The sequence below is a fragment of the Citrobacter sp. Cpo061 genome (assembly GCF_030332845.1).
GTDB classification, from domain to species: domain Bacteria; phylum Pseudomonadota; class Gammaproteobacteria; order Enterobacterales; family Enterobacteriaceae; genus Citrobacter; species Citrobacter portucalensis.
Map to the genome: position 1 here is coordinate 15,154 of NZ_JAOWHB010000033.1, position 26,142 is coordinate 41,295.

Genomic DNA, 26,142 nt, shown 5'->3' on the forward strand with positions numbered 1-26,142 from the left:
ATTATACCTGCTCTTTATCTTGGCTTTTGGCGTCTTCCTTTTTCACTTCACCCTGCTTATCGGTGATGGATTTAGCAGTAAAATCAGCGTCCTGGCTGGTCTTATCTTGCTTAGGCTCATCATCACCCATCGCTTTTTTGAAGCCTTTGATCGACGCGCCAAGATCGGAACCGATGGAGCCGAGTTTCTTGGTGCCAAATAGCAGTACAACGATGACGGCAATGATCAACAACTGCCAAATACTGATACCACCCATACATGTTCCTCTGTCATAGATGATGAATTAATAAGGCCGTAGTATACGTTACACGACCTGCCTTGGGCGATGAAAAATTCAGCGCATTTTGCGCCAGCCGATCAACCAGGCTATGACGCCTCCCGCCATTAACCAGCCCGGCATAAGCCCCCACTCAGGGCGGCTTACCAGCAGGAATGTTCCACTTAGCAACAATGTTGCGCCAATGCCCAATAAATAACGGGATTGTCCCTGGCGTACATGATTCGCGTGAAGCTCGCGGGCAATCTTATCAACACTGTGCTGTAAATATTTGCCCTGGCGCAAACTGTCATACACCAGTTCAGGTATTTCTGGCATTTTTTCGACCCAGAACGGTGCTTTTTCTTTAAATGCCCTAACGAGCGCTGGAATACCGACCTGATCTTTAATCCAGGATTCGAGGAATGGCTTAGCCGTTTTCCACAAATCTAACTGCGGGTAGAGTTGTCGTCCGACACCTTCAACGTACAGCAGCGTCTTCTGGAGCAATACCAGTTGAGGCTGAACTTCCATATTGAAGCGGCGCGCAGTGTTGAACAGATTCAACAGCACGTGACCAAAGGAAATCTCCGCCAGCGGCTTTTCAAAAATCGGCTCGCACACGGTACGAATGGCAAATTCAAACTCTTCTACGTTGGTATCCGGCGGAACCCAACCAGAATCTACGTGCAGTTCAGCAACTTTGCGGTAATCGCGGTTAAAGAACGCAATGAAGTTTTCAGCTAGGTAACGCTTATCTTCTTTGTTTAAAGAGCCCACAATCCCACAATCAATACCAATGTATTTCGGGTTTTCAGGGTGCTCATAACTGACAAAAATGTTCCCGGGGTGCATATCCGCATGGAAAAAGCTGTCGCGGAATACCTGAGTAAAGAAGACCTGAACACCACGCTCGGCCAACAGTTTCATATTGGTGCCGTTCTTCTCAAGCGTGGTGACATCTGAAACCGGGATGCCGTAAATACGCTCCATCACCATCATGTTCTGACTGCAGTAGTCGGAATACACTTCCGGGATGTACAGCATCGGACTATCTTCAAAATTACGTCGTAGCTGAATGGCGTTCGCCGATTCGCGCAGCAGATTCAGTTCATCGATCAACGTTTTTTCATATTCACGGACGACTTCTGTTGGTCGCAGGCGACGCCCATCTGGCAGCAGACGAGGAACCCAACGAGCCAGGCGGTAGATCAGTTTTAAATCCGCTTTGATGACCGGAAGTATGTCCGGGCGAATAACTTTGATCACCACCTCTTTGCCATTCGATTTCAACCGCGCAGTGTGGACCTGAGCAACAGACGCAGATGCCAGCGGCGTGATCTCAAAATCATCAAACCATTCCTCGACGGGCAGCCCGCCCATAGCCTCTTCGATTTGTTTTTTCGCTCTAAGCCCATCGAACGGGGCAACCCGATCCTGCAATAGCGCAAGCTGATCGGCGATGTGCGGAGGGAAAAGGTCACGACGGGTAGAGAGCATTTGCCCAAATTTGATCCACACTGGGCCGAGTTCCTGTAAAGCCAGTCTCAGCCTTTCTCCCAGCGGTTTGTCTTTATGTCGGCTGGGCATCCAGAACAACGAGTAACGCCACAACCGAAGCGGCAGCGTGATTCGCATTTTGGGGATGAGTTCATCAAGACCGTAGCTTAAAAAAGTGCGAATGATGAAATAAAGGCGCCGTACTTCACCTGGCGTCATTTGGCCTCCAGTTTTTCCAGCCGTTTGGCCAGAGATTCAACCGCGCGCTCAACGGCTGCCGTTTCTTCAGCAAACCATGCAACCTCTAGTGGACCAGGAGCCATGCGCCACTCTTCAGTGATCGCTTCGGCGACATAGCGCTGCTGGCGCTGAAAGTTATGGCACAGGAACTTCGCTCCACCACGCAAGACTTTGCTGACCCCTTCCGCGACGATATCGCCGGTATAGGGTGCTAACAGTTCTGCAGGATCCAACTCCGCCAGATCGGCCAGCGCAACAAAGTTCTGTACTACCTGGATATCGCCCTGGACTTCCAGCTCACCGCTGCGGATAAGCGTGGTGAGTTGCTGTCGGTCACGCAATTTCGGTAACACACTGGCATATGTGATTACGGTGCAATCGGCTTCGCCTTCCCATGCCCCCAGCACATCGACCTGGCGCTCGCTAAATACCAGGACTAACGGTGTTGAAAATCCTTTGAGATCAACACGTAGCACCTTACCCTGTAAACGCGTTCGGGCTGACTTCAGCGCAGGAGAACGGTACAGAAAGGTGTTGAGCAGATTTTCAACGCCTGCGGTTACTAAGGGTTTTAAAGGCATCCCCACTCTCCTGTCAGAACTTGTAACCACGGTGCAGCGCAACGACACCTGCTGTCAGGTTGTAGTAATCAACGCTTTCGAACCCGGCATCTTGCATCATTGCTTTTAAGGTGTCCTGATCGGGATGCATACGGATGGACTCCGCCAAATAACGGTAGCTGTCCGCATCGCTTGCTACCATTGAACCTATGCGCGGCAGAACATGGAAAGAGTATGCGTCGTAGGCTTTGCTCAACGGTTCGATTATGGGTTTGGAGAATTCCAGCACCAGTAGACGTCCGCCCGGCTTCAATACGCGGTACATGGAGCGTAATGCTTTGTCTTTATCCGTTACGTTGCGCAGACCGAAAGAGATGGTGATGCAGTCAAACGTGTTGTCAGGGAAAGGTAATGCTTCCGCATTCGCCTGAACGTACTCAACGTTACCTACCACGCCAATATTACGCAGCTTTTCGCGACCCATTTTGAGCATTGAGTCATTGATATCCGCCAGCACAACTTTGCCGGTTTCACCAACCATGCGAGAGAATTTCGCCGTCAGATCGCCGGTACCGCCTGCTAAATCGAGAACGGTTTGCCCGCGACGCACGCCACTGCAATCAATGGTGAAGCGCTTCCACAAACGATGAATGCCAAATGACATTAAGTCATTCATAACGTCATATTTAGACGCCACAGAATGAAAAACGTGGGCCACCATGTCAGCTTTCTGCTCTTTAGCGACGGTCTGAAAGCCAAAGTGCGTCGTTTCTTGTGAATTATCCACCATCTCAGTGCCTGCTCATCCAAAAAATGTTCGAGAAGTGTAACAGATTGGGCCAATTTGCCCTACCCTTCTACCGGGTTCAACTACCCCAAATGGACTAGTTTGATTGCTGATTTACCGCTTCATCCTCGGGGTAAGACGCATCTTGTTGCGTCTCAGGGACCGAGCGCAAGCGGTATTCCTCATCCTGTGTAGTAGCTTGTTCAGCCAGCTCAGGATTTATCTCGCGCTTAATTTCCACGCCTAAACTACGAAAAGCTTCTGCCTGCGACAGGACGTTTCCACGACCGGAAGAGAGTTTTTTCATCGCCTGTCGGTAGTTGTCCTGGGCTTTGTCCAGGCTTTGACCTATTGCCGACATATCATCCACAAACAACCGCATCTTGTCATAAAGTTTGCTGGCCCGATCGGCAATTTGTTGCGCATTACGACTCTGATGCTCGTAGCGCCACAGGTTGGCGATCGTGCGCAATGCCACCAACAGCGTGGTAGGGCTCACCAGCATAATGTTATTTCTAAGCGCTTCGGTAATCAGTTCGGGCTGTCTGTCGAGCGCCAGCAAAAAAGCGGGCTCAACGGGGATAAACATCAGCACATAGTCAAGCGTACGCAGCCCAGGAAGCTGCTGATAATCTTTGCGACCCAGCAGTCGAATATGGTTGCGCACCGAGGCGATGTGCTCCTGCAATGCACTTTCGCGGGTGTATTCATCTTCTGCGTTAAAATAGCGCTCATAGGCGACCAGCGTCATTTTCGCATCGATCACCACATCTTTACCCTGCGGTAGCCGAACGATGACATCAGGCTGCATTCGCGAACGGGCGTCGTTTTCGATGCTGACCTGGGTTTCATATTCATAACCTTCACGCAGACCAGAGGCTTCGAGTACCCGCGTGAGTACGACCTCTCCCCAGTTACCCTGCATTTTGTTATCGCCTTTTAATGCCCGCGTCAGGTTTACCGCTTCCTGCGCCATCTGCGCATTCAGTTGCTGGAGATTACGAATTTCGTGTGCCAGGGTATGGCGTTCTTGCGCCTCTTTACCAAAGCTATCCTGAACCTGGCGACGAAAACCGTCCAGTTGTTCACGAAGCGGCGCAAGCAGGCTGTTCAGACTTTGGCGATTTTGCTCATCAACACGGCGGTTGCTGTGCTCAAAAATACGATTCGCCAGATTTTCAAACTGTTCACTCAGACGCTGTTCGCTGTTGATCATCTGGCGGATTTTATCTTCTGCATGCTGTTGCGTTGCTTCCAGCCGGGTAGTGACTTCACGGAGATCGGCTTCCAGAGAGGTGTTGATACTGTGCAGACTGCGTAATTCGTTATTGAGGAGTTCGCACTCATCACGCCAGTGAGCTTCCTGCGAGAGCTGCTGGCGAGCGGCGCTTAGCGCAATATCCAGTTCACGTCGCTCTTCGATGAGGTCGGCGCGGATTTGATCGGCGCGTGCTTTTGTCGCCAGCCACCCTACCAGTAGCCCTGCGGCTAACGCCAACACGGCACTCATCATAATTGAAATATCCACAACGCCCCCTTACAGCAACGACTTACCCGCACAAAATAGAATTGTGCTGTATAAACGTCCAGTTTAAAAGGAATTTCCTGCGAGGCACTACGCAAAATAAAAAGGCCGAACGCGTCGGCCTTTTTGAATAGACGGGAGAATTACAGTAAACGACGCGCGGCTTCCACCACGATTTTCACCGCGTGGCTTTCCGTTTGTTTCATCGTTTCCGCATTAGGGATCTCTTGCTGAGTACGGTTCACGATAACACCCGCGACCATACCGGCACGCAGACCCTGGCTTGCGCACATGGTCAGCAGCGTAGCAGATTCCATTTCGTAGTTCATGACGCCCATAGACTGCCACTCTTCCATTGAGCCTTTGAAACGGCTCACGACGCGACCAGAGAAGGTGTCATAACGCTCCTGGCCCGGGTAGAAGGTGTCAGAAGACGCAGTAACACCCACGTGAGTGGTGGCGCCGATAGATTTCGCCGCTTCCACCAGCGCGGTGGTGCACTCGAAGTCCGCAACGGCCGGGAATTCCATTGGTGCGAAGTGCAGGCTTGCACCGTCCAGACGAACAGATGCAGTGGTAACCAGTACATCACCCACGTTGATATGCGGCTGGATAGCGCCAGTCGTACCGATACGCAGGAAGGTACGAATGCCCAGCTGTGCCAGTTCTTCTACGGCAATAGAGGTGGACGGGCCGCCGATACCGGTAGAGCAAACGATCACGGCTTTACCATCCAGCTCAGCACGCCAGGTGGTGAACTCGCGATGAGATGCCAGCTTAACCGGCTTATCCATCAGCGCGGCGATCTTTTCCACACGCTCCGGGTCGCCAGGGACGATAGCAAGCGTAGCCCCTTGTAAATCGTTCTTAGTGAGGCCGAGATGAAAAACATCAGACTTAGACATAAAAACTCCTCTGTGAATCGGTTTTGTCAGAAGAAGCAAAAACACACTTTACCGAAGGCATAAACATATTTTCGTGACAGTCATCACTATGATGTAAATCAATTGCATTCGATTACCATCAAATAGTGATCTTTATCACATAAATGATGCGATATAAGTAAGCCCTGCACAAAAGATAGCCCGTTTAAGGCAATGTGGTTCGTTGCATGTGTCTATAGTTAACAATGCGCTTTTTTGCTGAATATTTAAGGGTACGGAGAATACCATGACAACACGACAATCTGGCTTTGCACCTGCTGTATCTCCACCGACGTCTACCACGGTTCACACCCCGGATAATGCAATTATCGCCGGTGTAACGTCCATACCTTCACAAGGCGATGATATGCCAGCGTATCACGCACGACCAAAACAGACTGATGGCCTGCTGCCCGTAGTTATTGTCGTGCAGGAGATTTTTGGTATTCATGAGCACATTCGTGACGTTTGCCGTCGTCTGGCTCTGGAAGGGTATCTGGCTATCGCACCAGAACTCTATTTTCGCGAAGGCGATCCCAATGACTTTGCCGATATCCCTACGCTGCTTAGTGGCCTTGTCGCCAAAGTGCCTGACTCTCAGGTACTGGCCGATCTGGACCACGTCGCCAGCTGGGCCTCCCGCAACGGAGGAGATGCGCACCAGTTGATGATCACCGGATTTTGCTGGGGTGGACGCATCACCTGGCTGTATGCCGCACATAATCCGCAGTTAAAAGCGGCCGTGGCGTGGTATGGCAAATTGGTGGGTGACAAAACCCTCAACTCGCCAAAACATCCCGTTGATATCGCAACCGATCTTAACGCCCCCGTTTTGGGGCTTTATGGCGGCCAGGACACCAGCATTCCGCAAGATACCGTTGAAACAATGCGCCAGGCGCTACGCGCCGCCAATGCTAAAGCGGAAATCGTGGTCTATCCCGATGCCGGACATGCGTTCAACGCCGATTATCGCCCGAGCTATCACGAAGAGTCCGCGAAAGACGGTTGGCAGAGAATGCTGGAGTGGTTCGTGCAATACGGTGGGAAGAAATAAACGTTAATTGCCCGGTGGTGGCGACGCCTTACCGGGCCTACAACTATTGCGATTTCCTGTACCCCGGGTAAGCGCAAGCGCTTCCCGGGCAATGAATTACGCCTGACGCAGATTCTGCGCCGCTTTGACCATGTTCGCCAGCGCGGCACGGGTTTCCGGCCAGCCGCGGGTTTTCAGGCCGCAGTCCGGGTTCACCCACAGACGTTCTGCTGGAATGCGCTGCTCGGCTTTCTTCAACAGGGCTTCAATCCACTCCACGCTCGGAACGTTCGGCGAGTGAATATCGTATACACCCGGCCCGATTTCGTTCGGATAGTCGAACTCTTCAAACGATTCCAGCAACTCCATATCAGAGCGCGAGGTTTCGATGGTGATCACGTCCGCATCCAGCGCCGCAATGGAGTCCATGATGTCGTTGAACTCGCAATAACACATGTGGGTGTGGATCTGGGTTTCATCCTTCGCTACCGCCGCGTTAATGCGGAAGGCTTCCACACCCCACTCCAGATACGCCGCCCAGTCGCTGCGACGTAGTGGTAAACCTTCGCGCAGTGCCGGTTCATCAATCTGGATGATGCCGATACCCGCCGCTTCCAGATCCGCCACTTCATCACGCAGCGCCAGCGCGATCTGCTTCGCGATGGTTTCACGCGTCACGTCTTCACGCGGGAATGACCAGCAGAGAATGGTCACCGGACCGGTCAGCATGCCTTTTACCGGTTTGTCGGTCAGCGACTGGGCATATTTCGCCCACTCCACGGTGATCGCTTCCGGGCGGCTGACGTCGCCAATCACCACCGGCGGCTTCACGCAGCGAGAGCCGTAGCTCTGCACCCAACCGTTCTGGGTAAAGACGAAACCGTCCAGATGCTCGCCAAAGTATTCAACCATGTCATTACGCTCGGCTTCACCGTGTACCAGCACGTCGAGACCCAGACGTTCCTGTTCAACAATCGCCTGTTTAATATGTTCCGCAATTCCGGTGCGATAGTTACCAGCATCCAGGTTGCCCTTTTTGAAGTCCAGGCGCAGGCCGCGAATTTCTGTTGTTTGCGGGAAGGAACCGATAGTCGTAGTCGGCCATGCCGGCAGATTAAAGCGGGCACGTTGCGCCTCGGCACGAACCGGGTAAGCGTTAGCGCGCTGGCTGTCCTGGGCGGTGATTGCCGCCAGACGTTTTTCCACTGCGGCGTTGTGTACGCGGGTAGAGTGACGACGAGCCTGAATCGGTGCACTCCACTCGACAATTGCCGCCGTATCACCGCTATTCAATGCATCGCGCAGCAGCGCCAGCTCGCCGCATTTTTGCAGGGCGAAGGCAAACCAGCTCTTCACTTCTGCATCAAGGCGGGTTTCCACACTGAGATCGATTGGGCTATGCAGCAGGGAGCAGGAAGAAGCCACCCACAGGTTACGTTTCCCGACGATATCTTTGATTTGTGCGTATTTTTCGCTGAGATCGGCACGCCATACGTTGCGGCCGTTCACCAGCCCCGCTGACAGCAGCCAGTCGGCTGGCAGACGCGTGTGCAGCTCGGCTGCATCATCTTTGCCGTGCACGAAGTCAACGTGCAGTCCCTGCACCGGCAGGGCGGTAATGGTATCCAGGTTTGGTGTTACGCCTTCGAAGTAAGTGGTCAGTAGCAGCTTCACCTGACCCGTCAGCGCGTCATAAGCAGGTTTGAAGGCGTCCAGCCACGCTTGCGGCAGCTCCAGTACCAGCGCGGGTTCGTCAATCTGCACCCACTCAATACCGCGTTTCGCCAGCTCGCCCAGCACCTGCTGGTAAACCGGCAGAATGTCGTTCAACAGGCTCAGGCGGTCAAACTGTTCGCCTTTCACTTTACCCAACCAAAGGTAGGTTACCGGCCCCAGCAGCACAGGCTTCACCTTGTGACCGAGCGCCAGCGCTTCGTCCACTTCATCCAGCAGTTGGGTCCAGGTCAGTTTGAACTGCTGACCTTTAGTGAACTCTGGCACCATGTAGTGATAGTTGGTGTTAAACCATTTGGTCATTTCTGCCGCCGCCGCGGGTTCACCCGTTGGTGCGCGGCCACGGCCAATGCGGAATAAGGTATCGATATCGACCGAGCCGTCTTTATTTTGATGGCGAGCCGGAACGTTGCCGAGCAGCAGGCTGGTAGTCAGCACGTGATCGTACCAGGCAAAATCACCCACCGGCAGCAGGTCAACGCCCGCCTGCTTCTGCTGATCCCAGTGGCGGGCACGCAGCTCGCGGCCAACGGTCAGCAAATCTTCACGGGAAGAATTTCCCGCCCAGTAGCTTTCTTGCGCTTTCTTCAACTCGCGACGCAGGCCAACGCGAGGGAAACCGAGGGTGTGATTCAATATTGTCATTTTTCTTCCTCTAATTATATGTAAATCCTATGGATTTTGAATTTAGGGAAGGCGGCAAGTTTACTCATCCCCAGGAGCTTACTGAAGTAAGTGACTGGGGTGGGGAAACGAAGCCAACGCACCATAAATTTAAAAGACGAAGGATTTTAGCCGTCCAGATGTTTACACATCCATAATTGGCGGTTACTGTATATTCCTCAAGCGCAATTTGTTCATGCCGAAGTGAAGGACTTTCATGATCGAGATTAAACACCTGAAAACGCTCCAGGCGTTGCGGAATAGTGGTTCTCTGGCAGCCGCAGCGGCGACGTTGCATCAGACCCAATCCGCCCTTTCTCACCAGTTCAGCGATCTGGAGCAGCGCCTTGGCTTTCGACTTTTTATCCGTAAAAGCCAGCCTCTGCGCTTTACGCCGCAGGGAGAAATCCTGCTGCAGTTAGCCAATCAGGTGTTGCCGCAAATTGGTCGTGCGCTGCAGGCCTGCAACGAACCGCAGCAAACCCGGCTGCGAATCGCGATTGAATGTCACAGTTGTATTCAATGGCTGACGCCCGCGCTGGAGAATTTTCGTGCCAACTGGCCGCAGGTGGAGATGGACTTTAAATCCGGCGTGACGTTCGATCCGCAACCAGCGCTACAGCAGGATGAGCTGGATCTGGTGTTAACCTCCGACATCCTGCCGCGCAGCGGATTGCACTACTCACCGATGTTTGATTTTGAAGTCCGCCTGGTACTGGCGCCTGACCATCCGTTGGCCAGCAAAACACAAATCACACCGGAAGATTTGGCCAGCGAGACGCTGCTGATTTACCCGGTACAGCGGAGTCGACTGGATGTATGGCGGCATTTTCTGCAGCCTGCAGGCGTTAGTCCTTCGCTGAAAAGCGTGGATAACACCTTACTGCTGATTCAGATGGTTGCAGCCAGAATGGGTATCGCGGCATTACCGCACTGGGTGGTGGAGAGTTTTGAACGCCAGGGCCTGGTAGTGACCAAAACCCTGGGTGATGGATTGTGGAGCCGACTGTACGCCGCCGTGCGTGATGGCGAGCAGCGACAGCCGGTCACAGAAGCGTTTATTCGCTCAGCGCGGAATCACGCCTGCGATCACCTACCGTTTGTACGGAGTGCGGAACGACCCACTTTCGATGTACCCACAGTGAAGCCACTATCACAGCCGCACCAATGATGAAGCTTGGCCAGTGAGGTTGTTGATGCCAGATAGCCAGGTTAACCAGCAGTCCGGCAGGGACATGCATATTGTTCATGATGCCCAGCGTGCCCGCATCCACCTGGGTCGCGCCGTAGTTCCACATAAAGTAACCAATGCCGGACGCCGCCACGCCAAGAAAGACCAGAATTCCCCACTGTAGCGTGGTTGCAGGCATTTTCTGCGCATTGCCCAGCATGAACCAGGCCACGACAGCCACCATAAAGGCGCCCATATAAAACCAGGCAAAGGCGTTGTGCTGCGGCATTGGCCGCGTCTCCATCAGACGTTTATAGCCCACCATACCAATGGCAAAGCTGATATTGGACAACTGCACCAGCAGCAGACCGGTCCAGAAGTGGCTGGTCACCTGATCGTAACGAATGATCCCCGCGCCAATCACCGCCAGTAACGCACTAAAGGCGTAACTCCAGCGCAGACGACGTCCGCTCATCAGATCATAAATCAGCGTAATGTAGAGCGGCGTCAGCACGGTAAAGAGCAGCAGTTCTGAAACCGTCAGGTACAGATAGGCGTGAAAACTCAGCATGTACATAATGCCAAGCTGCATGGCCCCCACCAGCATATACAGCCCGATCGTTTTTACGCTGTGCCCACGAATACGTAAAAACGGCAGGAACACCAACGCCGCCAGCCCAACGCGCACCAGCACCGCAAAATAGCTATCGACATGACCGGCAAGGTACTCGCCAAACAGGCTAAAGGAAAAGGCCCACAGAATTGTGGTAATGATGAGTAACGCCACAATGGATGTCTCTTAACAAAAGGTACACCCATTGTAGCGGAGTTTTTAGTTGACAACTGGTCAGCTAACGAACAGAAGGTTACTGCAAAAACAGTTCACGCAGATAGTGTGGCACGGCATCGTCGGCATTAAGACCAATGACTTCCAGTTCCGGGTGCAGATCCTTCAGGCGCTGGTGGGCGTTGCCCATGATGCAGCCTTTACCTGCCATGGAGAGCATTTCCGCATCGTTCATCCCATCGCCAAAGGCGATGCAGTCTTTCAGGCTGTAGCCCATCGCTTTTGCTACCGCTTCCAGCGCATGACCTTTTGATACGCCGCCAGCCATGACTTCCAGACAGGTAAGCGTAGAGAAGCTGACGTTGACGCGATCGCCCCAGCGGGCGTTAATCGCCTGCTCCAGCGGCAGTAGCCTTTCGTGAGAGTCGGTGGTGAAGAACACTTTGCTGACGCCCTCAGGCTCCAGTAATGCAGGTTCAAACAGTGAATAGTTAAACACCGCTTCTTTGAAGAAACGCATTTCGTCCGGACGATGGCGATTCATAAACCACTCATCATCACGATATACGTTGGTCACGATGTCCGGGTTTGCATTCACTACGCCAAACAGGTCGCTGGCAATATCGCGATCCAGGTTATGGGAAAACACCAAATTCCCGTCAGAATCATGCACGCGCGCGCCATTGGACGTGATCATGTAGGTTTTAATGCCGAGGTTATCGCGAATTTGCCCCACATCAACATGATGACGGCCAGTCGCAAACACGAAGTTAACGCCGCGAGCGGTCAATAACTTCAGCGTCTCTTTGGCATAAGGGGACAGAGTATGGTCGGGAGAAAGCAGCGTACCGTCTAAATCAGACGCAACAACCTGATACATAAGAAAATTCAACCTCTAGGCAAAGCGGGTTCCGCTGGATGAGTTATGCTTGTCGAAAAATTCGACAATAGCGTTAAGCGCGACTGAGCGCATGGCGTCCTTTTCAAAAAGGATCTCATGGTACGCGCCTTTGATGACAAGCGGCTGCCCCCCTTCGACAGGATGGCCCGCTGCAGCGCGGAGTTCACAAAAACGATCGTGCATGCGGTTATCTACCACACGCTCTTCTTCAGCCTGAATCAGCAGCGTCGGCGTCGCATCATCTCCGGCGCCAGCCAAAACCTGTTCGCCAGCCAGAATCCCTTCACGTACCCAGTGATAGGTGGGGCCGCCAACGCGCAACCGCGGCTCATCAGCATAAAAGCGTAGATTGCGCCGATAGCGCTGTCGACTATGGGTTAACGCATTCATACCGAACGGCAGCGCCCGCCAGCGCCCGGTTCCCATCGCATAGCCTTCGCGGATCCGCGGATGCCCTTCGGCCCAGTCCAGTATATGGCGCACCATCCAGTCGGGAAAGCGCATCACAATACCAAACATCGGTGCGCAAAGCGCGATGGCATCACACTGATTCGGGTGGCGCTGCAGGAATAACGTGGCAATCGCCCCGCCCATTGAATGCGCCAGGATATAGCGTTTTCTCCACGGGCCGGGTAGCACTTCCTGCTGCCAGAAGGCGGTTAGATCGTCGACATAATCATTAAAGTTATCGACATGACCGCGATGCGGATCCGAAAGCATACGCCCGGAACGCCCCTGGCCACGGTGATCGATAATGAGAACGTCAAAACCAGAATGAAACAGGTCATACGCCAGTTCAGCGTATTTCACGTAACTTTCAATGCGTCCAGGACAGACGACGATGACGCGATCGTTTTTTTCTGCATGAAAACGAACAAAATGTACGGGAATATCATCCACGCCCGTAAATTCCGCTTCTTCCCGCTGACGCCAGAAATCTGTCAGTGGCCCCATGGAAAAAGCAGCAAACGCGTTTTCTCTTGTTTCCCAGTCTTTTTGCTGCTGAAACATCGGGTATCCAGCCTCGCTGACCAAGTAAAATCGTTTTTTTCGCCGTCACTGACACAACCTAACGGCAGTAGCGTATTGTGGCATAAAAATAGACAATCCGGGAGTTTCTCATGACCTTTGAATGGTGGTTCGCCTACCTGCTGACCTCTATTATTTTGAGCTTGTCCCCAGGCTCTGGCGCAATCAATACCATGACCACCGCCATCAGCCACGGATATCGCGGTGCCAGCGCGTCGATTGCGGGTTTGCAGACCGGGTTGGGTATTCATATCGTTCTGGTTGGCGTAGGACTGGGAACGCTATTTTCACGTTCGGTGATCGCATTTGAGGTGCTGAAGTGGGCGGGAGCGGCCTATCTGATTTGGCTGGGTATTCAACAATGGCGGGCGGCGGGTGCTATCGATCTGAATACCATGGCGAATACGCAATCGCGCAGCCGGCTGTTCAAACGCGCGGTCTTTGTTAATCTGACCAATCCTAAGAGCATAGTTTTCCTTGCCGCTCTGTTCCCGCAGTTTATCCTGCCGCAAGAACCGCAGTTGATGCAGTACGTGGTGCTTGGCGTCACGACCATCGTGGTCGATATCATTGTGATGATCGGTTACGCGACGTTGGCCACGCGCATTGCTGGCTGGATTAAAGGACCAAAGCAAATGAAGGCGCTCAACAAAGTGTTTGGCTCGCTATTTATGCTGATAGGCGCCCTGCTGGCATCGGCAAGGCATGCGTGATGTGAGTGCCGGATGGCGCTAGCGCTTATCCGGCCTGCTGGTAAATTAGCGCGAAATAATCAGATGGATACCAAAGCCTGCGAACAGCGCACCGGCAAAACCATCAATCCACTTCGCCAGACGCTGATAGCCACGACGCATTTTCGGCAGAGCAAACAGGCTGGCGACCACGGTAAACCACGCCAGCGTTTCCACGATAATCAGAGCAAAGATCCCCCAACGCGCGCCCGTTCCCACGTTGTCGCCAACGAACAATGAGAAGACGGAGCCAAAATAGATAATGGCTTTAGGGTTCGCCAGGTTGGTCAGCAGACCTTTCAAAAAGCTGCGTCCGCTCTGCGCCAGCTCCACCTGCGGAGTGGGCGCTGCAACATCCTGTTTTTTAAACGCGCCGCGCAGCATCTGATAACCCATCCAGCACAGATACAGCCCCCCGCCGACCATAATAATGGTATGCAGCCAGGCCATTTTTTCGATAATCAGATGCAGGCCGAGCAGTGCCACGCCAGCCCAGACCATGACGCCGCAGGTAATGCCCAGCACGCCCATCATAGCTTCTTTGCGCGAACGGCTAACCGCAGTTTGAGAAACAAAAAAGAAATCGGGACCGGGGCTCATCAGCGCAACGATATGCACCAACGCAACGGTGAAAAATAGCGTTAACATAAAAATGACTCGCGGGGGAATAGTTCAGTGAGTCACCATCCTGGCACTTTTTTGCCCGGCTGACTACTCTTCGTCGTCACCATCAACGTGTGTGCGAATAAGCGCCATAAACTCTTTACCGAAACGCTCCAGTTTACGCATCCCCACACCGTTGACGCTTAGCATTTCACTCGGTGAAACCGGCATCTGCTCTGCCATTTCAATCAGCGTGGCGTCGTTGAACACCACGTACGGCGGAATGTTCTCTTCGTCGGCAATGGCTTTACGCAGCTTACGCAATTTGGCGAACAGTTTGCGGTCGTAGTTACCACCTAAGGATTTCTGCATCGCACGCGGTTTCAGCGCTACAATACGTGGTACAGCAAGCTGTAACGCAACGTCACCGCGCAACACCGGACGCGCGGCTTCGGTTAGCTGTAACGCGGAGTGATGAGCAATATTCTGCGTCACCAGGCCCAGGTGAATAAGCTGGCGAATAACGCTCACCCAGTGTTCGTGGCTTTGCTCGCGACCAATGCCATAGACCGGCAGCTTGTCATGGGCCAGTTCGCGAATACGCTGGTTATTTGCTCCGCGCAGCACTTCCACGACGTACCCCATGCCGAAGCGTTGGTTAACACGATAAATCGTCGACAGCGCTTTGCGCGCATCCATGAGCCCGTCGTACTGCTTTGGCGGGTCAAGACAGATATCGCAGTTACCACACGGCTCCTGGCGCCCTTCGCCAAAATAGTTCAGCAACACCAGACGACGACAGGTCTGCGCCTCGGCAAACGCCCCCATCGCATTGAGCTTATGACGTTCGATATCCAGCAGTTGCCCGGCGGGTTTCTCTTCGAGGCAACGGCGTAGCCATGCCATATCAGCCGGATCGTAAAACAGCATCGCTTCCGCCGGCAGGCCATCACGCCCGGCGCGGCCGGTTTCCTGGTAATAGGATTCGATATTACGCGGAATATCGAAATGCACCACGAAGCGTACGTTAGGTTTGTTGATCCCCATACCGAACGCCACGGTCGCCACTACGATTTGTAGGTCATCACGCTGGAATTTCTCCTGCACCTCGGCGCGTACGGCATTTTCCAGCCCGGCATGATAAGCCCCGGCGCTGATGCCACGGCTTTGCAGACGCGCGGCGGTGTCTTCGACTTTGGCGCGACTGTTACAATAGATAATGCCAGACTTACCGCGCTGCTCTTGCACGTAGCGCATCAGCTGATCGAGCGGCTTAAACTTCTCCATCAGCATGTAGCGAATGTTCGGGCGGTCAAAGCTGCTGATCTGAATTAACGGATCGTTGAGTCCCAGCAGACGCACAATGTCCAGCCTGGTTGTCTCATCCGCGGTCGCGGTCAGCGCCACAAACGGCAGCGTCGGGAAACGCTGGCGCAGCTGGCCCAGCGCAGCGTACTCGGGGCGGAAATCATGCCCCCACTGCGAAATACAGTGCGCTTCATCAACCGCCAGCAGCACCGGATTCCAGTGCGCCAGATGTTCAAGGAAGTTATCCAGCATCAGGCGTTCGGGCGCAATGTACAGTAAGCGAATCTGCCCGCTGCGACAGCCCGCCATCACCTCAAGCTGTTGTTCACGACTTTGAGTAGAATTCAGGCACGCCGCCGCCACGCCGTTGGCTAGCAGTTGATCGACCTGATCTTTCATCAGGGAAATCAGCGGGGAAACAACAACGGTGAGCCCGTTTAGCAATAATGCGGGAATTTGATAGCACAGGGATTTACCGCCGCCGGTCGGCATAACGACCAGGCAGTCGCGACCAGAGAGCACGGTATCAATGATTTCTTCCTGACCGGGGCGAAACTGTTGGTAGCCAAAGGTTTCCTGCAAAACCTGTTTAGCGCCCATTTCCAGATTCAACACTTCCGCCTGCGCCACATTAACCCCATTCGCCCGAAATAAAAACAGGCGCTATTTTCAGCGCCTGAGAGAGAAACTGCAATGATTAAAATACTCTCAATACTTATCAGAAGATATCGTTGAGCATCACGCCCACACCAACACGCGTCTGATTGAAGTTGTAGTCAATCAGCGATTCGCCGTAACCACTGTAGACCTGAGTGTATAGACGCACATGCTTCGTGATGGGATAACTGGCCCCCAGCTCTGCGCCGCCGTAGCCGGTATTCCAGTTGTACTGGCCTTTCACGCTGATAACCGCGTCACCCAAGTGATACCCCATTTTCAGCTGATAGTAGCCCATGTATTTAGTGATATCAGGGTTATCGTCGGTGCTACCAATCACGTACCACGGCTTAACTTCCACCAGCCAGTTACCATTTTCAGCCATCAGACGGGTATAAAGACGGTTCCAGCTACGTGACGTGGGATCGGATCGGCCGTTGGAGTCATGGTTATAACCCATTTCGACATCACGAAGAGTCCAACCGGCAAAGCGATAGTCGGTGGCGAAACCGAGGAACAATTGCGGTTCATAGTTGGTTTCGCGAAACGGTGAAGACTCTTCACTGTTCGAAAGCTGCCACCAGGACTTCTGGGTATAGGAACCACCAAGTACCGAGTTTGGGCCTAATATCCCGCGCCAGAGCGGAAACGCCAGGCTTAGCTGAAACTTAACCTCATCTTTGCGCGCATTTTCGGACCAGCTATAACTGCTGATCGCCTCTTTGTTCATGTCGCTGGTATTGGTGTAAATAAGATAGTTGGTGTCATAAGGATAAAGCGTGAAAGGGTTGTCATGTTCCTGCAGCATATTGGCGATAATACTGCCACGAACCGCCGGTGCATCATGAATCTCTTTCACTGTCGCTTCCTGCGCATACGCGGTCAACGGCAGCATAATTGCTGGTAGTAACCATCCCAGAATAGCCCGCATCGGTAATGTTCTCCTGAACCAAAATATTGATGAATTGTATAATTATCTGGCAAGTATTCTACATACTTAGCTAGTTCCTCGTTAGTTATCCCGTCCTAAAGTAGAAAACAACAAATAATAAGCATAATATCAACATTTCATTAACCATAGAGATGTAGGGATCGTATGTCTGCCGTACTTACTGCTGAGGAAGCGCTGAAGTTAGTGGGTGAAATGTTTGTCTATCATATGCCGTTTAACCGGGCGCTGGGACTGGAGCTCGAACGCTATGAGAAAGAATTTGCTCAATTAGCCTTTAATAACCAACCGATGATGGTCGGCAACTGGGCGCAAAGCATTCTGCATGGCGGCGTGATCGCCTCGGCGCTGGACGTCGCCGCCGGGCTGGTATGCGTTGGGAGTACGCTGACCCGCCATGAAACGATCAGCGAGGACGAACTGCGTCAGCGGATGTCACGCATGGGTACAATCGATTTGCGTGTTGATTATCTGCGCCCCGGAAGAGGGAATCGCTTTACCGCCACCAGTAGCCTGCTGCGGGCGGGTAATAAAGTCGCTGTTGCGCGAGTGGAATTGCATAACGAAGAACAGCTTTATATTGCCAGCGCAACCGCCACTTATATGGTGGGGTAAGTGCCTAAAAAAAGGTAAACTGCTGTTACATTTCTGCAATGAGTTTTCCCGATGGATGCTAAACAAACGCGGCAGGGCGTGCTACTCGCTCTTGCTGCTTATTTTATTTGGGGTATCGCTCCTGCCTACTTCAAGCTGATTTACTATGTCCCGGCGGATGAGATCCTGACGCACCGCGTCATCTGGTCATTTTTCTTTATGGTGGTACTGATGAGCATCAGCCGCCAGTGGTCAGGCGTTAAAACGCTGCTACAAACGCCAAAGAAGATCTTCCTGCTGGCGCTCTCTGCAGTGCTCATCGGCGGAAACTGGCTGCTGTTCATTTGGGCGGTCAATAATCACCATATGCTGGAAGCCAGCCTCGGCTATTTTATTAACCCACTGGTGAATATTGTGCTGGGAATGCTATTCCTCGGTGAGCGCTTTCGTCGCATGCAGTGGCTGGCAGTACTGTTAGCCGCCTGCGGCGTGCTGGTACAGCTGTGGACCTTCGGATCGCTGCCAATAATCGCGCTGGGACTGGCGTTCAGCTTTGCGTTCTATGGGCTGGTGCGCAAGAAGATTGCCGTCGAAGCACAAACCGGCATGCTGATCGAAACCCTGTGGCTTTTACCTGTCGCCGCCATCTATCTGTTTGGCATTGCGGACAGCTCAACTAGCCATATGGGGCAAAACCCCATGTCGCTCAACCTGCTGCTGATTGCCGCGGGTGTCGTGACCACCATTCCGCTGCTGTGCTTTACCGGCGCGGCAACCCGCCTGCGTCTGTCCACGCTGGGATTCTTCCAGTATATCGGGCCTACGCTGATGTTCCTGCTGGCCGTCACCTTCTACGGTGAAGTCCCGGGAACGGATAAAATGGTCACGTTTGCGTTTATCTGGGTGGCACTGGCGATTTTCGTGATGGATGCGATTTATACGCAACGACGGGTTCGTCGGAGCTAGGGGAGTGCCGGATGGCGCTTCGCTTATCCGGCCTACAAAAGCACATCGCCGTAGGCCGGATAAGTACAGTTATTACAGCCAGTTCTTGCGCTTAAAGTACAGATACGGCGCCAGTCCCGCGAGCATCATAAAGACAATCGCGCCCGGGTAACCGAAGCTCCAGTGCAATTCCGGCATAAACTCAAAGTTCATCCCGTAGCTGGAAGCCACCAGCGTCGGCGGCAGGAATACCACAGAAACCACCGAGAAGATCTTGATGATGCGGTTCTGCTCGATGTTGATAAAGCCCATCGCCGCCTGCATCAGGAAGTTAACCTTCTGGAACAGCGATTCATTGTGCGGCAGCAGTGACTCGATATCGCGCAGGATCTCACGCGCCTGCTCCAGCTGACTGCCCGGCAAACGCGCTTTACGCACCAGGAAGTTCAGCGCGCGCTGGGTATCCATCAGACACAGACGTACTTTCCAGCCGATATCTTCCAGTTCCGCCAACGTCGACAGCGCTTCGTCATACTCATCGCCCTGACGCCCTTCCATGATCACACGGCTGAGTTTTTCCAGGTCGCTGTAAATATTTTCGATCTCATCCGCCAGCTGTTCAATTTTAGTTTCGAACAGGTCGAGCAACAGCTCGTAGGCGTTGCCATCCACCATCGCCTGGTTACGCGCACGCATGCGGTACAGGCGGAAGGCCGGCAGTTCGCGCTCGCGCAGAGTAAACAGGCGGCCTTCGCGAATGGTAAATGCGACGGTTGAGTTACCCGCGTGATCGTCGGCGTCTTCGTAAAAGAAGAAGGAGTGGATGTGCAGACCGTCTTCGTCTTCAAAAAAACGTGCGGATGCTTCGATGTCTTCCAGTTCAGGGCGCGTAGCCAGATTCTGGCCCAAGTCCTTTTGCACACGGTTTCGTTCTTCGTCATCGGGCTCGACTAAATCGACCCAAACCGAACTGGCCAGGTGCTCGATCTCGTCTGCCTCAAGGCGAGTTAAACGATTGTTTTCCAGTTGAAATGCGCTCAGCATGACCGGGACTCCCAATGCAAAAAATTATCGGACAGTTCGGAGGGCACACAGAAACAAATTGGGTTTCAGACCATTAAACAGCCTGACTCAGCGCGACGGGAAAAAACAGAAGGTCGCTGACAACCGCGAAGGCTATCAGCAAAAAGGGATAGCCTTAGGAGTTGATCCTGGATGACAGGATAATGAGCCAGTATCTACTGGGTGTGTCCAAGGCGAATGTCCTCTTAGCGTAATCGTGCGCGCATGTTACGCCAGCAAAATTTTGACGTCAACACGCAACGGATGGCGAAAAAGTAATAATTTCCCCTTATACAGAAAGGTTAGCAGAGGGGAATTATTTATCTATGATTTCAGAATATTAACCGACAGATAGCCGGATGGCGCCTTTGCCTTATCCGGCCTACAAATCAAAATATTACGTTCCGCGTAGGCCTGATAAGCGCAGCGACATCAGGCGATCATACCGTTTCCAGTCTGGCGTAGGCGGCAACCAGCCATTTGATCCCCTGCCCCTGGAATGCGACCTGCAAACGACTGTGTTCGCCGCTTCCTTCCAGGTTGACGATGGTGCCTTCGCCAAATTTAGCGTGGCGCACGCGCTGGCCAAGCTTATAGCCGGTATCATTTTCCGCCATTGGCGTGCCCATCCGCTGATGGCTCACCGGGCGGCTGACAGTGGCGCGCAGGCGAACCTCTTCAACGCATGCTTCCGGCAGTTCGCCGATAAAACGCGACGGACGATGGTAAACCTCTTTGCCGTACAGACGACGCGTTTCGGCGTAGGTCAGCGTCAGCTTTTGCATTGCGCGGGTCACGCCTACGTAAGCCAGGCGGCGCTCTTCTTCGAGGCGACCACCTTCGTCCAGCGACATCTGGCTGGGGAACATGCCTTCTTCCATCCCCACGATAAACACCTGCGGGAACTCCAGACCTTTCGCCGAGTGCAGCGTCATCAGCTGTACCGCGTCCTGCCAGGTATCCGCCTGCCCTTCGCCCGCTTCCAGCGCAGCGTGAGACAGGAACGCCTGCAGCGGCATTAAGTCTTCGTCTTCTTCGTTGTAGCTGAACTGGCGCGTTGCCGTCACCAGTTCGTCTAAGTTTTCGATACGCGTCTGGCCTTTCTCGCCTTTTTCCTGCTCGTACATCATGCGCAGGCCGGAGTCTTTAATCACCCGGTCAGTCTGCACGTGCAGCGGCATATCGGCGGTCTCCTGCGCCAGTGCGTCAATCAGCTCCATAAAGCGCTGTAAGGCGCTGGCGGCGCGACCAGCGAGGGCTTTTTCCTGCAACAGCTCACGACAGGCCTGCCACAACGTTAGCTGGCGGTCACGGGAGGTCTGACGCACCACATCCAAAGTACGATCGCCAATCCCGCGGGTGGGCGTATTCACCACGCGCTCAAATGCGGCGTCGTCATTGCGGTTGGCGATCAGACGCAGGTAGGAAAGCGCATCTTTGATTTCCTGGCGTTCGAAGAAGCGCATCCCGCCATAAATCCGATACGGCATGCTGGCCTGTAACAACGCCTCTTCCAGTACGCGCGACTGGGCGTTGCTGCGATAAAGAATAGCGCATTGCTCCAGCGCACCACCGTTGTCCTGCCAGGTCTTGATACGATTGACCACAAAGCGCGCTTCATCGAGTTCGTTGAACGCGCAGTACAGCGAGATCGGTTCGCCGTCGACTCCATCGGTCCACAGCTTTTTACCCAGACGCCCGTTGTTGTTTTCAATCAGGGCGTTGGCCGCGCTGAGGATATTGTTAGTCGAGCGGTAGTTCTGCTCCAGGCGAATAGTTTCTGCGCCGGGGAAATCCGTGAGGAAGCGCTGGATGTTCTCCACCTGCGCTCCGCGCCAGCCGTAGATTGACTGATCGTCATCACCGACGATCATTACCTTGCCGGTATCGCCCGCCAGCAGGCGGATCCACGCGTACTGAATGTTGTTGGTATCCTGAAATTCGTCCACCAGGATATTGGTAAAACGTTCGCGGTAGTGCTGCAGGATATGCGGTTTGTTGAGCCACAGCTCGTGGGCGCGCAGCAGCAGCTCGGCGAAATCCACCAGCCCCGCGCGGTCACACGCTTCCTGGTAAGCCTGATACACCTTCTGCCAGGTTTGCTCAACCGGGTTGCCGTAGCTTTGCAGATGATGCGGACGCAGCCCTTCGTCTTTCTGGCTGTTGATGAACCACATCGCCTGACGCGGCGGCCACTGCTTCTCATCAAGGTTCATCGCCTTGATCAGACGCTTGAGCAAACGCAGTTGGTCTTCACTGTCGAGGATCTGAAAATCCTGCGGCAGGTTCGCATCCATATGGTGCGCGCGCAGCAGACGGTGGGCCAGACCGTGGAATGTACCTACCCACATACCGCCCTGGCTGGTTCCCATTATCTGGCCGATACGGTGGCGCATTTCCGCCGCCGCTTTGTTGGTAAAGGTCACCGCCATAATGGAGTACGGCGAGTTGTTCTCAACCGTCAGTAACCAGGCGATACGGTGCACCAGCACGCGCGTTTTACCACTCCCCGCGCCTGCCAGAACCAGCATGTTGCTGCGTGGCGCGGCCACCGCTTCACGCTGTTTATCATTAAGGCTGTCGAGCAGGTAAGAAACGTCCATTGGCACCGCCGCGTAAAAGTAGGTATGGCGGATAAGCGTAGCGCCATCCGCCAAAAAGCTGGGTATATATACAGAGTTCTGCTGGTGATTATATCAGCGAGGTCAGAGATGCCAACTGTGAAATTTCGATATGCGGAAGCAAACGACTGTCTGCGGTTTGCATCAGGTTGGCATTTTCCGGTTTGATCCAGCAGGCCTGCATACCACAACGGATGGCGCCCGCGACGTCCGTCGTCAGGTCATCACCCACGTGCAGAATCTCACCCACAGGCATTTTCAGTTTTTCCGCCGCCAACGTGTACATGTCGCTAAACGGTTTTGATCGCCCGTCGGGACCGGCGCGCAGCACAAACTCAAAGTAATCACCCAGGCCAAACAGTTCCGGCTGCGCGTTACCGTTGGTGATCGCCACCAGCGGCCATTTGCGGGCCAGCGCCTTCAGCGTGTCATGCGTCGTCTGCGGGACTTCAATGCGGCTACGCCATTTGGCAAAATTCATCATCGCCGCATTCGCCCCCATTCTGGCTTCTGCCGCTGACAACCCCGCCTCCAGCATAGCGCGCTCTACGGCACGGTGACGCCATTGGGTAACATCGTGGTAGATTTCCGGCTCGGCGTCACGAACGGCCTGACGTAAGCGCTGTAGGTCGCTATTTTGCAGCGAATTCAACGCCGGATGGTAATTCTGTACAAACGCGAGCGCTTCCTGCTCGGTGCGTGTGATAACGGGACGGTTATCGTAAAGGGTGTCATCAAGGTCAAAGGTGAGCGCAGAAATGCGCCCCAAAGGCCGGTAAAAACGCATTATTTCCCCCGTTTGGCGCGCGGATGCGCCGCATCGTACACTGAAGCCAGGTGTTGAAAATCAAGATGGGTATAGATTTGAGTCGTGGAGAGATTGGCATGACCCAATAACTCCTGCACTCCGCGCAGATCGCCGCTCGACTCCAGCATATGCGTCGCAAAGGAGTGACGCAATTTGTGGGGATGTACGTGGCTGTTCAGCCCCTGCTTGATACCCCATTCAGCAAAGCGTTTCTGCACATTACGCGCCGAGATGCGTTTGCCCAGTTTGGACAGAAATAGCGCATCGTCATCGCTGCCAAATAGCCCGCGTAGATCCAGCCAGTGCTCAATCCACGCCACCGCGTTGCGGCCAATCGGCAGGCGACGCTCTTTACTGCCCTTACCCATCACCCACACTTCGCCGGTGTCGAGGTCAAGATGTTTAATATCCAGCCCAACCAACTCAGATAAACGCAGACCCGCGCCGTACATCACTTCCAGCATTGCTCTATCGCGCACGGCAAGGGGATCGTTGAGATCGATATCCAGCAGACGATTAACATCGTCGACATCGATATTTTTAGGGAGATGACGCGGTGCTTTCGGCGCGGAAACGCTTTTTGCCGGATTAGCTTTCAGCTCGCCCTGATTAACCAGCCAGTCGAAGAAACTGCGTAACGCAGAGAGACGCAGCGCCAGACTCGCCGGCCCCAGTCCTTTACGACGGCTGCGAACAGCAAAACTACGTACCATCGCAGCATCACATTGTTGCCAGCTTTGCAGACCGGTCTCTCCGGCTAACGCAATGATGGCATCAAGCTGACGCTGATAATTAAGCAATGTGACCGGGCTAAGCTGACGCTCAACGCCCAGATAGCGCAAAAAGCGCGCCACATCCTGAGAAAGGGGTGAATCGGTCATACGCGTTCAATCCAGCGCTCCAGCAGTTCCGGCAACATCAGCGAGATTTCCTGCAGCAATTGCGTGCCTTGCCCCTGCTGGTAATGATTAACGTCACGGCTGCTAAACAGCATCACGCCCAGAGAGCCATCTTGCCCGAGCATCGACATCGCCACCGAGCCTATGGCTTTCGCCTCCGGCATCATGACCAGCAATTCCGGACCATTGAGCGGCCCAAGATAGTGCTGTGACTGACCCAGACGCTGGATACGCAGCGGTTCAAAAGCCTGACGGCTTAATGCCAGATGGGTGAATTTTGATGGCGCGCCAAGTCGCCAGCGATCCGGGAACAGACGAACCGTCGCTCCGGCCAGCCCTAACTCACGCGCCCAGCGATGAAATCGCATCAGCATGTCGTCAAGACTGCTGGCCGACACCAGCCGTCCTTGCAGATTTAACAGACGATAGAACAGGCTTTCATTGGCGTTGGCTTGTTCCATCAACAACGCCATGTTCTCTTCCAGCACGTTAATATGATTACGTGCCCGCGCCATATGCCATTCCACTAAAGAGACCGTGCCCCGCACTGGGTGCGGAACTCGCATCGCTTCAACGGCCTGGGCATTACGGATAAAAAACTCAGGATTACGTTGCAGGTAATCGACGACCGCCCGGTCGTCCAGCTCCATGAGCGTTTCCTGTAGTTCTTCCCCTGGTTGCTTCATAAGTGAATAAATCCGTCGTAGACATGTGCCGCCGGGCCAGTCATATACAGCGGATGACCCGGACCTTTCCAGGCGATATCAAGTCGACCGCCCGGTAATTCCACCCTCACTTCTTCTGCCAGCAGCCCCTGCTGGATACCGACCGCAACGGCAGCGCACGCACCGCTGCCGCAGGCCTGCGTTTCACCCGCGCCGCGCTCATAGACGCGCAGTCGGATATGCTCGCGTTTTACCACCTGCATAAATCCGATATTGGCGCGTTCAGGGAAGCGTTCGTGGCTTTCCAGAACCGGTCCCAGTGTTTCTACCGTGGCCGTATCAACATCATCAACCTGAATCACGCAGTGCGGGTTCCCCATTGAAACCACGCCGCACAATACTGTCTGTTCGGCTGCGCGCATAATATAGGTCTTCTCTGCTTTGTTAGCGCGAAAAGGAACCTGCGAGGGTTCAAAATTGGGTTCGCCCATATTCACCCGCACCAGCTCGTCGTCGGTGACGGTTAATACCATACGACCATTCGCGGTACTGACGCGAATATCACGTTTATTAGTCAGCCCTTTCAGGCGAACAAAACGGGCAAAACAGCGGGCGCCATTGCCACACTGTGACACTTCACTGCCGTCGGCATTAAAAATACGGTAGTGGAAATCCAGCTCCGGATCATACGGAGGCTCAACCACCAGCAGTTGATCAAATCCAACGCCGAGATGTCTGTCGGCCAGGCGGCGGATCAGCTCTGGTGAGAAAAAGACATTCTGCGTTACCGCGTCGACGACCATAAAATCGTTGCCAAGGCCATGCATTTTAGAGAATTGCATCATTCACTCCGTTCACGCGGGTACAGAAATGTAAAATCTATTCCTGCCGTTAGTAATTCACCTGAGAAGGCCCATCACTAATCCCACGATCGTTTTTCTCAGGCGTGGTGGATTGCGATTGCGGCTGAACGCTCTTGGTCGGAGGCGGCGCGGTTTTATCAGCTGGCGGGAAATAGAGCGGGCCTTTTAACCCACAGCCCGTCAGGCTGAACAGAGTAAAAATGACAGCGAGTGGCTTTAACACGTTTTTCATTATGGATTGCCTGTAAAGTTCATGCTTTCTGTTTTCTATCATCGCAGGAGAAGGCGTAAAAGCAAGAGTTTGGCTAAAAACTGCATCGCGATTTAT

General features: G+C 53.6%; 26 protein-coding genes. 5 read left to right on the top strand and 21 right to left on the bottom strand.

Annotated elements, in window-relative coordinates; genetic code table 11:
• Nucleotide 1: 1 nt before the first annotated feature.
• From tatA to udp, 6 genes are all read right to left on the bottom strand, one after another.
• On the bottom strand, nt 2-256 hold the full coding sequence (gene tatA / locus OGX97_RS03300) for a Sec-independent protein translocase subunit TatA (protein WP_003017888.1): 255 nt from the start codon (nt 254-256) through the stop codon (nt 2-4).
• Nucleotides 257-334: 78 nt separating this feature from the next.
• The gene (gene ubiB / locus OGX97_RS03305) at nt 335-1,975 is read right to left on the bottom strand and encodes a ubiquinone biosynthesis regulatory protein kinase UbiB (RefSeq protein ID WP_235125998.1); all 1,641 of its coding nucleotides are present in this window, start codon (nt 1,973-1,975) and stop codon (nt 335-337) included.
• Complete coding sequence (ubiJ, locus tag OGX97_RS03310; RefSeq protein WP_003828918.1) at nt 1,972-2,577, bottom strand: ubiquinone biosynthesis protein UbiJ; 606 nt, start codon at nt 2,575-2,577, stop codon at nt 1,972-1,974. Before ubiJ ends, ubiB begins: the two co-directional genes overlap by 4 nt.
• 13 nt (nt 2,578-2,590) lie before the next feature.
• Nucleotides 2,591-3,346 (bottom strand): bifunctional demethylmenaquinone methyltransferase/2-methoxy-6-polyprenyl-1,4-benzoquinol methylase UbiE, encoded by a 756-nt coding sequence (ubiE, locus tag OGX97_RS03315; protein ID WP_003017897.1) that lies wholly within the window; start codon nt 3,344-3,346, stop codon nt 2,591-2,593.
• 94 nt (nt 3,347-3,440) lie between these two features.
• On the bottom strand, nt 3,441-4,871 hold the full coding sequence (gene rmuC, locus OGX97_RS03320; RefSeq protein WP_191215286.1) for a DNA recombination protein RmuC: 1,431 nt from the start codon (nt 4,869-4,871) through the stop codon (nt 3,441-3,443).
• A 140-nt stretch (nt 4,872-5,011) separates the two neighbouring features.
• Entirely contained in the window at nt 5,012-5,773 is a 762-nt protein-coding gene (udp, locus tag OGX97_RS03325) for a uridine phosphorylase (RefSeq protein ID WP_003828923.1), read from the bottom strand.
• Nucleotides 5,774-6,038: 265 nt separating this feature from the next.
• On the opposite strand from udp, the gene OGX97_RS03330 reads away from it, so the two are divergent.
• Nucleotides 6,039-6,845 (top strand): dienelactone hydrolase family protein, encoded by an 807-nt coding sequence (locus tag OGX97_RS03330; protein WP_003828924.1) that lies wholly within the window; start codon nt 6,039-6,041, stop codon nt 6,843-6,845.
• A 96-nt stretch (nt 6,846-6,941) separates the two neighbouring features.
• Here OGX97_RS03330 and metE read toward each other — a convergent pair whose 3' ends face one another.
• Nucleotides 6,942-9,203, bottom strand: coding sequence for a 5-methyltetrahydropteroyltriglutamate--homocysteine S-methyltransferase (gene metE, locus OGX97_RS03335; RefSeq protein WP_057067474.1), 2,262 nt, complete (start codon nt 9,201-9,203; stop codon nt 6,942-6,944).
• 235 nt (nt 9,204-9,438) lie between these two features.
• Between metE and metR the strand changes: the two genes are divergently transcribed.
• Nucleotides 9,439-10,392, top strand: a complete 954-nt coding sequence (metR, locus tag OGX97_RS03340; RefSeq protein ID WP_003017908.1) for an HTH-type transcriptional regulator MetR — start codon at nt 9,439-9,441, stop codon at nt 10,390-10,392.
• On the opposite strand, the gene OGX97_RS03345 is transcribed toward metR, so the two are convergent.
• From OGX97_RS03345 to pldB, 3 genes are all read right to left on the bottom strand, one after another.
• A complete protein-coding gene (locus OGX97_RS03345) occupies nt 10,280-11,179 on the bottom strand; it encodes a carboxylate/amino acid/amine transporter (RefSeq protein WP_279851053.1) in 900 nt (299 codons plus the stop codon). The genes metR and OGX97_RS03345 overlap by 113 nt on opposite strands.
• A 79-nt stretch (nt 11,180-11,258) precedes the next feature.
• Nucleotides 11,259-12,059 (bottom strand): sugar/pyridoxal phosphate phosphatase YigL, encoded by an 801-nt coding sequence (yigL, locus tag OGX97_RS03350; RefSeq protein ID WP_008787091.1) that lies wholly within the window; start codon nt 12,057-12,059, stop codon nt 11,259-11,261.
• 15 nt (nt 12,060-12,074) lie between these two features.
• Nucleotides 12,075-13,091 (bottom strand): lysophospholipase L2, encoded by a 1,017-nt coding sequence (gene pldB, locus OGX97_RS03355; RefSeq protein WP_003017911.1) that lies wholly within the window; start codon nt 13,089-13,091, stop codon nt 12,075-12,077.
• Nucleotides 13,092-13,201: 110 nt separating this feature from the next.
• Between pldB and rhtB the strand changes: the two genes are divergently transcribed.
• A complete protein-coding gene (gene rhtB / locus OGX97_RS03360; RefSeq protein WP_003828938.1) occupies nt 13,202-13,822 on the top strand; it encodes a homoserine/homoserine lactone efflux protein in 621 nt (206 codons plus the stop codon).
• A 45-nt stretch (nt 13,823-13,867) separates the two neighbouring features.
• Here the strand turns inward: rhtB and rhtC are convergent, their stop codons facing one another.
• From rhtC to pldA, 3 genes are all read right to left on the bottom strand, one after another.
• Nucleotides 13,868-14,488 carry a threonine export protein RhtC gene (gene rhtC / locus OGX97_RS03365; RefSeq protein ID WP_003828942.1) on the bottom strand — a complete coding sequence of 207 codons (621 nt, stop codon included), beginning with the start codon at nt 14,486-14,488 and terminating at the stop codon, nt 13,868-13,870.
• Nucleotides 14,489-14,551: 63 nt separating this feature from the next.
• Complete coding sequence (gene recQ, locus OGX97_RS03370) at nt 14,552-16,381, bottom strand: ATP-dependent DNA helicase RecQ (protein WP_235126007.1); 1,830 nt, start codon at nt 16,379-16,381, stop codon at nt 14,552-14,554.
• A gap of 88 nt (nt 16,382-16,469) precedes the next feature.
• Complete coding sequence (gene pldA, locus OGX97_RS03375) at nt 16,470-17,339, bottom strand: phospholipase A (protein ID WP_003828947.1); 870 nt, start codon at nt 17,337-17,339, stop codon at nt 16,470-16,472.
• A 165-nt stretch (nt 17,340-17,504) separates the two neighbouring features.
• On the opposite strand from pldA, the gene yigI reads away from it, so the two are divergent.
• Both yigI and rarD read left to right on the top strand, forming a co-directional pair.
• The gene (gene yigI / locus OGX97_RS03380) at nt 17,505-17,972 is read left to right on the top strand and encodes an acyl-CoA thioesterase YigI (RefSeq protein WP_003017917.1); all 468 of its coding nucleotides are present in this window, start codon (nt 17,505-17,507) and stop codon (nt 17,970-17,972) included.
• Nucleotides 17,973-18,023: 51 nt separating this feature from the next.
• Complete coding sequence (gene rarD, locus OGX97_RS03385; RefSeq protein ID WP_003828953.1) at nt 18,024-18,917, top strand: EamA family transporter RarD; 894 nt, start codon at nt 18,024-18,026, stop codon at nt 18,915-18,917.
• 72 nt (nt 18,918-18,989) lie between these two features.
• Here the strand turns inward: rarD and corA are convergent, their stop codons facing one another.
• The 8 genes from corA to lptM all read right to left on the bottom strand — a co-directional run bounded on the left by corA (nt 18,990) and on the right by lptM (nt 26,046).
• On the bottom strand, nt 18,990-19,940 hold the full coding sequence (gene corA, locus OGX97_RS03390; RefSeq protein WP_003017920.1) for a magnesium/cobalt transporter CorA: 951 nt from the start codon (nt 19,938-19,940) through the stop codon (nt 18,990-18,992).
• Nucleotides 19,941-20,094: 154 nt separating this feature from the next.
• The gene (gene ysgD / locus OGX97_RS03395; RefSeq protein ID WP_212723238.1) at nt 20,095-20,151 is read right to left on the bottom strand and encodes a YsgD/CorL family protein; all 57 of its coding nucleotides are present in this window, start codon (nt 20,149-20,151) and stop codon (nt 20,095-20,097) included.
• A 247-nt stretch (nt 20,152-20,398) separates the two neighbouring features.
• A complete protein-coding gene (uvrD, locus tag OGX97_RS03400; protein WP_003828957.1) occupies nt 20,399-22,561 on the bottom strand; it encodes a DNA helicase II in 2,163 nt (720 codons plus the stop codon).
• 88 nt (nt 22,562-22,649) lie between these two features.
• Entirely contained in the window at nt 22,650-23,366 is a 717-nt protein-coding gene (gene yigB, locus OGX97_RS03405; protein ID WP_279851057.1) for a 5-amino-6-(5-phospho-D-ribitylamino)uracil phosphatase YigB, read from the bottom strand.
• Nucleotides 23,366-24,268 carry a tyrosine recombinase XerC gene (xerC, locus tag OGX97_RS03410; protein WP_103015294.1) on the bottom strand — a complete coding sequence of 301 codons (903 nt, stop codon included), beginning with the start codon at nt 24,266-24,268 and terminating at the stop codon, nt 23,366-23,368. The genes yigB and xerC overlap by 1 nt, the downstream gene beginning before the upstream one ends.
• Entirely contained in the window at nt 24,265-24,972 is a 708-nt protein-coding gene (locus OGX97_RS03415) for a DUF484 domain-containing protein (RefSeq protein ID WP_008787084.1), read from the bottom strand. The genes xerC and OGX97_RS03415 overlap by 4 nt, the downstream gene beginning before the upstream one ends.
• Entirely contained in the window at nt 24,969-25,793 is an 825-nt protein-coding gene (dapF, locus tag OGX97_RS03420) for a diaminopimelate epimerase (protein WP_003017933.1), read from the bottom strand. Before dapF ends, OGX97_RS03415 begins: the two co-directional genes overlap by 4 nt.
• Before the next feature lie 49 nt (nt 25,794-25,842).
• Nucleotides 25,843-26,046 carry an LPS translocon maturation chaperone LptM gene (lptM, locus tag OGX97_RS03425; protein ID WP_003017937.1) on the bottom strand — a complete coding sequence of 68 codons (204 nt, stop codon included), beginning with the start codon at nt 26,044-26,046 and terminating at the stop codon, nt 25,843-25,845.
• Nucleotides 26,047-26,142: the final 96 nt, after the last annotated feature.

Coding starts and splice junctions, on each gene's coding strand:
- tatA (WP_003017888.1), bottom strand. CDS start 256: ATGGGTGGTATCAGTATTTGGCAGTTGTTGATCATTGCCGTCATCGTT.
- ubiB (WP_235125998.1), bottom strand. CDS start 1,975: ATGACGCCAGGTGAAGTACGGCGCCTTTATTTCATCATTCGCACTTTT.
- ubiJ (WP_003828918.1), bottom strand. CDS start 2,577: ATGCCTTTAAAACCCTTAGTAACCGCAGGCGTTGAAAATCTGCTCAAC.
- ubiE (WP_003017897.1), bottom strand. CDS start 3,346: ATGGTGGATAATTCACAAGAAACGACGCACTTTGGCTTTCAGACCGTC.
- udp (WP_003828923.1), bottom strand. CDS start 5,773: ATGTCTAAGTCTGATGTTTTTCATCTCGGCCTCACTAAGAACGATTTA.
- OGX97_RS03330 (WP_003828924.1), top strand. CDS start 6,039: ATGACAACACGACAATCTGGCTTTGCACCTGCTGTATCTCCACCGACG.
- metE (WP_057067474.1), bottom strand. CDS start 9,203: ATGACAATATTGAATCACACCCTCGGTTTCCCTCGCGTTGGCCTGCGT.
- metR (WP_003017908.1), top strand. CDS start 9,439: ATGATCGAGATTAAACACCTGAAAACGCTCCAGGCGTTGCGGAATAGT.
- yigL (WP_008787091.1), bottom strand. CDS start 12,059: ATGTATCAGGTTGTTGCGTCTGATTTAGACGGTACGCTGCTTTCTCCC.
- pldB (WP_003017911.1), bottom strand. CDS start 13,091: ATGTTTCAGCAGCAAAAAGACTGGGAAACAAGAGAAAACGCGTTTGCT.
- rhtB (WP_003828938.1), top strand. CDS start 13,202: ATGACCTTTGAATGGTGGTTCGCCTACCTGCTGACCTCTATTATTTTG.
- rhtC (WP_003828942.1), bottom strand. CDS start 14,488: ATGTTAACGCTATTTTTCACCGTTGCGTTGGTGCATATCGTTGCGCTG.
- pldA (WP_003828947.1), bottom strand. CDS start 17,339: ATGCGGGCTATTCTGGGATGGTTACTACCAGCAATTATGCTGCCGTTG.
- yigI (WP_003017917.1), top strand. CDS start 17,505: ATGTCTGCCGTACTTACTGCTGAGGAAGCGCTGAAGTTAGTGGGTGAA.
- rarD (WP_003828953.1), top strand. CDS start 18,024: ATGGATGCTAAACAAACGCGGCAGGGCGTGCTACTCGCTCTTGCTGCT.
- corA (WP_003017920.1), bottom strand. CDS start 19,940: ATGCTGAGCGCATTTCAACTGGAAAACAATCGTTTAACTCGCCTTGAG.
- uvrD (WP_003828957.1), bottom strand. CDS start 22,561: ATGGACGTTTCTTACCTGCTCGACAGCCTTAATGATAAACAGCGTGAA.
- yigB (WP_279851057.1), bottom strand. CDS start 23,366: ATGCGTTTTTACCGGCCTTTGGGGCGCATTTCTGCGCTCACCTTTGAC.
- xerC (WP_103015294.1), bottom strand. CDS start 24,268: ATGACCGATTCACCCCTTTCTCAGGATGTGGCGCGCTTTTTGCGCTAT.
- OGX97_RS03415 (WP_008787084.1), bottom strand. CDS start 24,972: ATGAAGCAACCAGGGGAAGAACTACAGGAAACGCTCATGGAGCTGGAC.
- dapF (WP_003017933.1), bottom strand. CDS start 25,793: ATGCAATTCTCTAAAATGCATGGCCTTGGCAACGATTTTATGGTCGTC.
- lptM (WP_003017937.1), bottom strand. CDS start 26,046: ATGAAAAACGTGTTAAAGCCACTCGCTGTCATTTTTACTCTGTTCAGC.